Raw genomic sequence first — 6,742 nt, forward strand, 5'->3', positions numbered from 1 at the left:
CGAGCCGAGGGGCTGCCGACGAGCCGCAGGCGAGGAGAGCCACGAGGCGAGGCCCGAGTTGATTGCGCGGGGCGGGTACCCGCGAAGCGGGTGCGCGCTCGAGTAGCATCACGCCGACACGCTTCTCGTGGCCGACAAGGGGAGGTGATCGCCAGCTTATCTCTCCTGTATTGGTTTTTAGGCATTGCCGCCGGCTGCCTCTTCGCCATACTGAAGGCCGAGGTGATGGCCGCGGTGGGGAGTCTAGCGCTCCTCGTTCTCGTGTCAGCCTGGTTTACCTGCGCTGCCGCGGCTGAAGAGTGGAGCCGGGCGAGGATCGCGCGTCTCTCCGACTCGGCCTTTGCCGTCGTGGAAACCACCCCTGACGGGCGGAAGCTCCGCCACCTGCCTCACCACGACGAAACGGGAGCCGTTGATCTTGCCCACCTGAAAGCTGCCCGGAGCCGGGTCGGTCAGGTCAAATGGGTGGACCCGGCCAACGCGGAGGTCGCCCGCCGGCACCTCGAAGAGCACTGGAGGCAGCTCAGGGATGACTAGCCCAGTCGGAGGGGGCCTCGACGGCCCCCTTCCGAGACCTCCCCCGAGAAGCCATTGCGCCGGCGGAGCCGGCGTTCGAAGCGCCGGGCAATCGTCGCAGTCAGCTGGCGCCATTCGCAGACGGCCTCGTAGCTTGAAGTGTTGGCCGACCACTCGGTGATCGCTTCCTCTGTCAAGCTGGCAAATCTTTCCTGTCATCGCGTCAGGGAAGGCTGCCGCCGGCCGCGGAGCGGTCAGCGAACCTTTTTGTTTTCGGTCGATTGGAGCGTTGACGAGCCTGGCATGCGCTCTGCAATCGCCCTGATGCGTAGGGCTTCACATGGACCTTCTCGTACCCTTCCTGATCTTGGTCGTGGTGGTGGCGGCCCTGGGGCTCGGGCTTGCCTGGCTGACCAAGCTCCTCCTGCAGAGATGAGCGGGGTCGTCGTCCTCAGGTGCCGACCCTGAGGGTGGCGCCCAGCTCGCGAAGGCAGGCGATCGCGGAAAGGTAGGAGAGCTTGCCCGTCCGCGGGTTTTCTGACGGGACGTTCTCGACCTGAATCTGGAGCCTCCCGAACTCCCCTTCGACGGTGATCCGGTGGGTGTTGCGCGCCAGCCCGGGCACCGCGAAGATCTTGATCCGGGTCAGCTCGGGGCCGATGCCGGCCAGCGACAGCGCCGCGAGGACGTTGACGTTAGCGGGGAAGGCCTTGCAGGCCTCGGTGGCGGGGCCCTCGTAGATCAGCGTCTCCTCGCTGATCGAGCTCAGGTCAATCCCCTTCGCCTCGATATAGGGCGCGCCCGCCCATCCCCGGGGCGGTTTCCGGCTCTCCATCGTGACGCTCGTGATCGCCCCGACCCGCGCGCCCTTGACGCCGTCGAGGCCAGCGATCGCGCCTGAGGGCACGAGAATCCGGCAGCGATTCTTCGCCGCGAACTCCACCCAGTCCTGCCGACCGAGGAGCCCGCCGCAGGAGAGGACCATGAGGTCTTTCCCCGCTCCCAGCACCTTCGGAGCCAGCTCCTGGAGGGCAGCCTGGGTCGCGCACTCGATCACCAACTCGGAAGCCTGGATCAGCTCCTCGGGGGAGAGGAACGGGGGCTTTGAGGCCAGGCTGGCCAGGAATGCCTCGGCCTTGGCCCGGTCGCGGCTGCTTCCCCCCGCGAGCAAGACCCCCGGAATCCCCGTATCCAGGGCGCGGCAGATCGCGCGCCCGATGGTGCCGAGGCCGAAGATGCCCGCGCGGATCATCCTACATCTCCTTGATTAACTCGGGCCTCGCCTCCTGGCTGGCCTCGCCTGCGGCTCGTCCGGAGCCCCTCGGCTCGAACATCCACTCGGGCCTCGCCTCGTCGCTGGCGCAGGCGATGAAGCTGCCTGCGCCGAAGCCCCTCGGCTCGAACCGCCATCACATCTCCGCCTCGGCTTCGGCCGGGGCAGGGGCGCGCCGCCTCCGCTGCCAGAGCGACACGATGACCGAGACGACGGACAGGACGAGCAGGGCCCCCGAGATCGGGCGGGTCAAGAAGAGCCAGGGGTCGGCGTCGGTCATGATCGCGCGGATGTAGTTCACCTCGAGCTGGTCTCCGAGCACCACCCCCAGGATGATCGGCGCCAGCGGGAAGCCGAACTTGACCATCAGGTAGCCGATGATGCCGAAGAAGTAGAAGGTCCAGACGTTCTCGATGATGTTGTTGAGCGCGTAGGAGCCGATCGCGCAGAGGACCAGGATGATCGGTGTCAGGACGGCCTGGGGGATCAGGATCACGCGGAGGAAGTAGCGGAGGAGTGCCCACTCCACCAGCACGGTCACGAAGTGGGCCAGGAAGTAGGCGGCGAACATGCCGTACGCGACTTGGGTGTGGGTGGTGACGAAGAGGGGACCGGGCTGGATCCCGTGAATGATGAGCGCCCCGAGCATCACCGCCGTGACCGCGTCGCCGGGGATGCCGAAGGCCATCATCGTGATGAGCGAGCCGCCGATGTTGGCGTTGTTGGAGGCCTCGGCCGCGATGACCCCGTCGGAGATGCCGGTGCCGAACTTCTCCGGGTGCTTGGAGAACTTCTTGGCCTGATCGTAAGCCATGATGTTGGCCGCGGAGCCGCCGACGGCGGGGAGGATGCCGATCCAGAGGCCGATCAAGGTGGACCAGATGAGATTGAACGGCTGGCGGAGGATCTCGCCGATGACCTTCAGGTGGTTCACCCTGAGGTCCACGTCCTTGCCGATCGTCGCGTCCTTACCCCCGCCACCCATGCTCTCCACGTCCTTCATGAGCTGGGAGAAGGCGAAGATCCCGATCAGGACCGGCAGGAACGGGAACCCCGCGAGGAGGAAGTCGGTGCCGAAGGTGAACCGGGCGACACCCATCAACGGGTCGCCGCCCACCGCGGTGACCAGGAGTCCAAAGACGCCCGAGAGCAGGCCCTTCAGGAGCGACTGCTCGGCGAGGCTCGCCACGATCGTGAGCGTGAGGACGAAGAGAGAGAAGTACTCCCACGGGCCGAATTTGATCGCGAGGGCCGCGAGCTGGATGGCTCCCACGACGAGCGGGAATCCCGCGAGGAGCCCTCCCAGGAGGGAGGCCCAGATCCCGAGCCACACCGCGCGCCCGGCCTCGCCTTTGCGCGCCATGGGGAAGCCCTCAAACGTGGTGGCGATCGCCGAGGGCGTCCCCGGGATGCCCAGGAGCGTCGCCGTGATCAGCCCGCCGGATTCGCCGCCCACGTAGACGCCGACCATGGTCGCCAGCCCTTGGAGCGGGGTCATCCCGAAGGTGAAGGGGAGGACCAGAATGATGGTCATCGTGATGGTGACGCCGGGGATGGCGCCCCCGAGGAGCCCGGCTACCACCCCCAGCGCCATGTAGAGGAACGTCTGGGGGTCGAGGACTGCCAGCGTCGAGCTGAGGAACGCTTCCACGGAGGGAGCTACCTGACGAGGATTCCGCGCGGGAGGAGCACGTAGAGGTAAAGCTCGAAGATGAAGTAGGTTCCCAGCGAGGTCCCGATCGCGACGGCGAGGACGCCCGGCAGGCGACGGAGCCCGTGCCGGCCGAGCAGCCACTGCATGACCACGGTGAAGAGCGCCGTGGCCAGGAGGTAGCCGAGGATCGGAAGCGCGAGGACGTAGGCGCAGAACACGACGAAGCAGCCCAGGATCACCCGGTAGCGCGCGAACCAGGCCCGCCAGCTCCAGCGCTGCGGGACGGCCTGTGCGCGGAAGCCCGAGACCACGAGCAGTAGACTCAGAACGAGGAAGATCGCGAGGATGACGCGGGGGTAGAAGGCGGGGCCGATGGGGATCAGCGGTGGGTGGGGGATCTCCCCGGTCTTCCAGAGCAGGAAGAGGCTCAGGAGGGCCAGGAGGCCCCCCACCACCGCGTCCCGGTGCATCGGGCTACTTCTTCGGGCTGTATCCCAGGGACTTGGCCAGTTCAGCGATCAGGGCGTCGTTCTTCTCGAGGAAGTCCCGATAGGCCTTGCGGTTGAGGAAGAGCACGTCGGTCCCCTGCTTCTTCATGGCTTCGGCAAAGGCAGGATCCTTCGCGACCTTCGCGCAGACGTCCTCCATCTTGGCGAGCGCCGCCTCGGGCGTCCCCTTGGGCGCAACGAACCCGCGGGCCGTTGTCCAGGTGACGTTGATGCCCAGCTCCTTCAGCGTCGGCAGGTCAGGCACCTCGGGATGCCGCTTGTCCGTGGCGATGGCCAGGAGCTTCATCTTGCCGGCCTTCACCTTGTCGATCTGGGTCAGGTTGGTCTCGGCCAGCTCGATGTGGCCGCCCATCAGGGCCGTCATGCGCGGCGCCGTCCCCTCGTAGGTCACGTACTTCCACTTGATCTTCGTCTCCCGCTCGATCATGGCGGGGAAGAAATGGCTCGTGGAGCCGAGGGTTGCCCCCACCTTGATCTCGTTCGGGCGCTTCTTTGAATCCTCCAGGAGCTCCTGCATCGACTTCCAGGGCGCGTTCGGGCTGGCGGCGAGAATGGACGCCGTGCCTGTCGCCAGGCAGATGGGCTCGAAGTCCTTGTAGCTCACGTCGGATACCGCGGTGTAGTAGGTCGTGTGGATGTAGTCGTGAGTGGAGTAGATCGTGTAGCCGTCGGGTGGCGACCCCTTGGCCTCCTTGGCGCCCTTCGTCCCTGAGGCGCCGGTGATGTTCGCGATGACGATCGGCTGGGGCAGGTACTTCTTGGCGACCTCCGCCCACACCCGCTTGATGGCGTCGGTGTCTCCGCCGGCGGCCCAGGGGACGATCATCTTGACCGGGCGCTCGGGATAGGCGGCGAGGCCGAGCGACGCCAGCGATCCGAGCAGGATCACGGCGACGACGAACGCAAGCGCTTTCCTCATGGGAGTCCTCCGCTCAGGGAAGAAGTGTGAAACGCCGCCCAATCATAGCAACCGCTCGGATGCCAAATCAAGCGGCCGTGCTATGATCGAGGGCCAGAGGCGAGCCGATGGCCGCTGTGACCCGACTGAGAGCCCCGCTCGAGCGGCTCTACCGCGAGTTCAACTGGGCCGCTCGCATCGACAGGGACGCGATCCAGTTCCCCCTCCGCTACACCGAACCGCTGGATCGCGAGATCGTTGGCCTCCTGACAGCGTGCCTGGCCTATGGCCGGGTGGATCTCTTCGCGCCGTGGGTCCAATGGGTGCTGGGCCGGATGGGAGCGTCGCCGTCCCGCTTCGTCCTGGGGTTCGACCCGCGGAAGGATACCGGCGTGTTCGACGGCTTCCACTACCGCTTTAACCGGCCCCGCGACCTCGCCGCCTTCTGCCTGGCCTGCCAGCGCCTGCTCAACCGTCACGGGAGCCTCGGCGCCTTCTTCCTCTCCGGCTACGCGCCGGGAGATCCCGACGTCGGCCCGGCGCTGGAGCGCTTCGCCCGGGGCTTCCTATCCCAGGACCTGAGGCCGGTCTTCCCGAAGGGACGTCTCTCGCGCGGCTACCGGCACCTCTTCCCGTTGCCGTCCCGCGGCGGGCCGTGCAAGCGCCTCCACCTCTTTCTCCGCTGGATGGTGCGGCGCGAGCCGCCCGATTTCGGCCTCTGGCCCGAGGTGCCGCCGGCCAAGCTCCTGATCCCGGTGGACACCCACGTGGAGAACATGAGCCGGGCGATCGGTCTGACCCGGCGCAAGAGTCGCACGTGGCGGATGGCTGAGGAGATTACGCGGAAGCTCCGACTGCTGGAGCCCGGGGATCCCGTGAAGTACGACTTCTCCCTCTGCCACAAGCGGATGTCGGGGGACTGCCGCGACCGCCGCGACCCGGTCGTCTGCCCGCCGTGCGGCCTCCGCGCCGTGTGTCGCCACTGGAAAGGAAGACGATGATGCCCGACTGGACGGTGCTCGGGCTCATCGCCCTCGCGGGCGCAGTCGCGCTCATGGCCTGGGCGGTCCTTCGCACGGCCGGGAGGCTCAGAGCGCTGGAGGCGGCGAAGGGCCAGCCGGACCAGGCGTTGCTCCTCCTCCAGCGCGAGATCGAGGCCTCCCGGAGCGAAGCCCGCCAGGCTCAGGCCGACACGCTGGCGTCGGTGAGGCAGGAGCTTCGGGAGTTCACGACCCAGATGTCCGGCCAGATGGGCCAGGTGGGAACCGGGGTCCAGCAGCAGCTCCAGCACGTGAGCCAGGTAGTGGGCGCCGTGCAGGGGAGCCTCGGCAAGCTCGGCGAGGTGACCCAACGCGTCTTCGACATCGGCAAGGACATCGCGGGGCTCGAGCAGATCCTCAAGTCGCCCAAGGTCCGGGGCGGGCTCGGCGAGACGTTCCTGGAGAACCTCCTCGCCCAGATGCTGCCGCGCGAGCACTACGCGCTGCAGCACGCCTTCTCCACCGGTGACCGGGTGGACGCGGCCGTCAGGATCGGAGACCGGCTCGTCCCGGTGGACGCCAAGTTCCCGCTGGAGAACTTCCGCCGGATGCTGGACGAGACCGACGAGGACAGGCGGCGGCAGTGGCGGCGTGCCTTCGCGCGCGACGTCAAGGCGCGCGTGGACGAGATCGCCAAGAAGTACATCCTGCCCGACGAGGGAACCTTCGACTTCGCCCTCATGTACGTGCCGGCCGAGAACGTCTACTACGAGATCGTCGTCAAGGACGAGGCCGCGGAGGACGAATCGGTGGCCGCCTACGCGCTCGGTCGACGCGTGATCCCGGTCTCCCCAAACAGCTTCTACGCCTACCTCGCCGTGATCGTCCTCGGGCTCCGCGGGCTCAGGATCG

The 6,742-nt window shown here is 67.2% G+C and carries 7 protein-coding genes; 3 read left to right on the plus strand and 4 right to left on the minus strand.

Annotated features, from left to right (window positions below; genetic code table 11):
* Window positions 1–144: 144 nt before the first annotated feature.
* Window positions 145–537 carry a hypothetical protein gene (locus HY726_10660; GenBank protein MBI4609461.1) on the plus strand — a complete coding sequence of 131 codons (393 nt, stop codon included), beginning with the start codon at window positions 145–147 and terminating at the stop codon, window positions 535–537.
* A gap of 430 nt (window positions 538–967) precedes the next feature.
* Here the strand turns inward: HY726_10660 and HY726_10665 are convergent, their stop codons facing one another.
* The 4 genes from HY726_10665 to HY726_10680 all read right to left on the minus strand — a co-directional run bounded on the left by HY726_10665 (window position 968) and on the right by HY726_10680 (window position 4,871).
* Complete coding sequence (locus tag HY726_10665) at window positions 968–1,768, minus strand: aspartate dehydrogenase (GenBank protein ID MBI4609462.1); 801 nt, start codon at window positions 1,766–1,768, stop codon at window positions 968–970.
* Between the two features lie 157 nt (window positions 1,769–1,925).
* Window positions 1,926–3,440 (minus strand): tripartite tricarboxylate transporter permease, encoded by a 1,515-nt coding sequence (locus tag HY726_10670; protein MBI4609463.1) that lies wholly within the window; start codon window positions 3,438–3,440, stop codon window positions 1,926–1,928.
* An 8-nt stretch (window positions 3,441–3,448) separates the two neighbouring features.
* On the minus strand, window positions 3,449–3,913 hold the full coding sequence (locus tag HY726_10675) for a tripartite tricarboxylate transporter TctB family protein (protein ID MBI4609464.1): 465 nt from the start codon (window positions 3,911–3,913) through the stop codon (window positions 3,449–3,451).
* Window positions 3,914–3,917: 4 nt separating this feature from the next.
* Entirely contained in the window at window positions 3,918–4,871 is a 954-nt protein-coding gene (locus tag HY726_10680) for a tripartite tricarboxylate transporter substrate binding protein (protein MBI4609465.1), read from the minus strand.
* Between the two features lie 107 nt (window positions 4,872–4,978).
* Here HY726_10680 and HY726_10685 point away from each other — a divergent pair, with 107 nt between their 5' ends.
* Window positions 4,979–5,851: a TIGR02757 family protein gene (locus tag HY726_10685; protein MBI4609466.1), complete on the plus strand. Its 873-nt coding sequence runs from the start codon at window positions 4,979–4,981 to the stop codon at window positions 5,849–5,851.
* Window positions 5,848–6,742, plus strand: an 895-nt coding sequence (locus HY726_10690) for a DNA recombination protein RmuC (protein MBI4609467.1), incomplete at its 3' end; no start/stop codon positions are given. The genes HY726_10685 and HY726_10690, both read left to right, overlap by 4 nt.

This window comes from Candidatus Rokuibacteriota bacterium, assembly GCA_016209385.1.
In the GTDB taxonomy this organism is placed as follows: domain Bacteria; phylum Methylomirabilota; class Methylomirabilia; order Rokubacteriales; family CSP1-6; genus JACQWB01.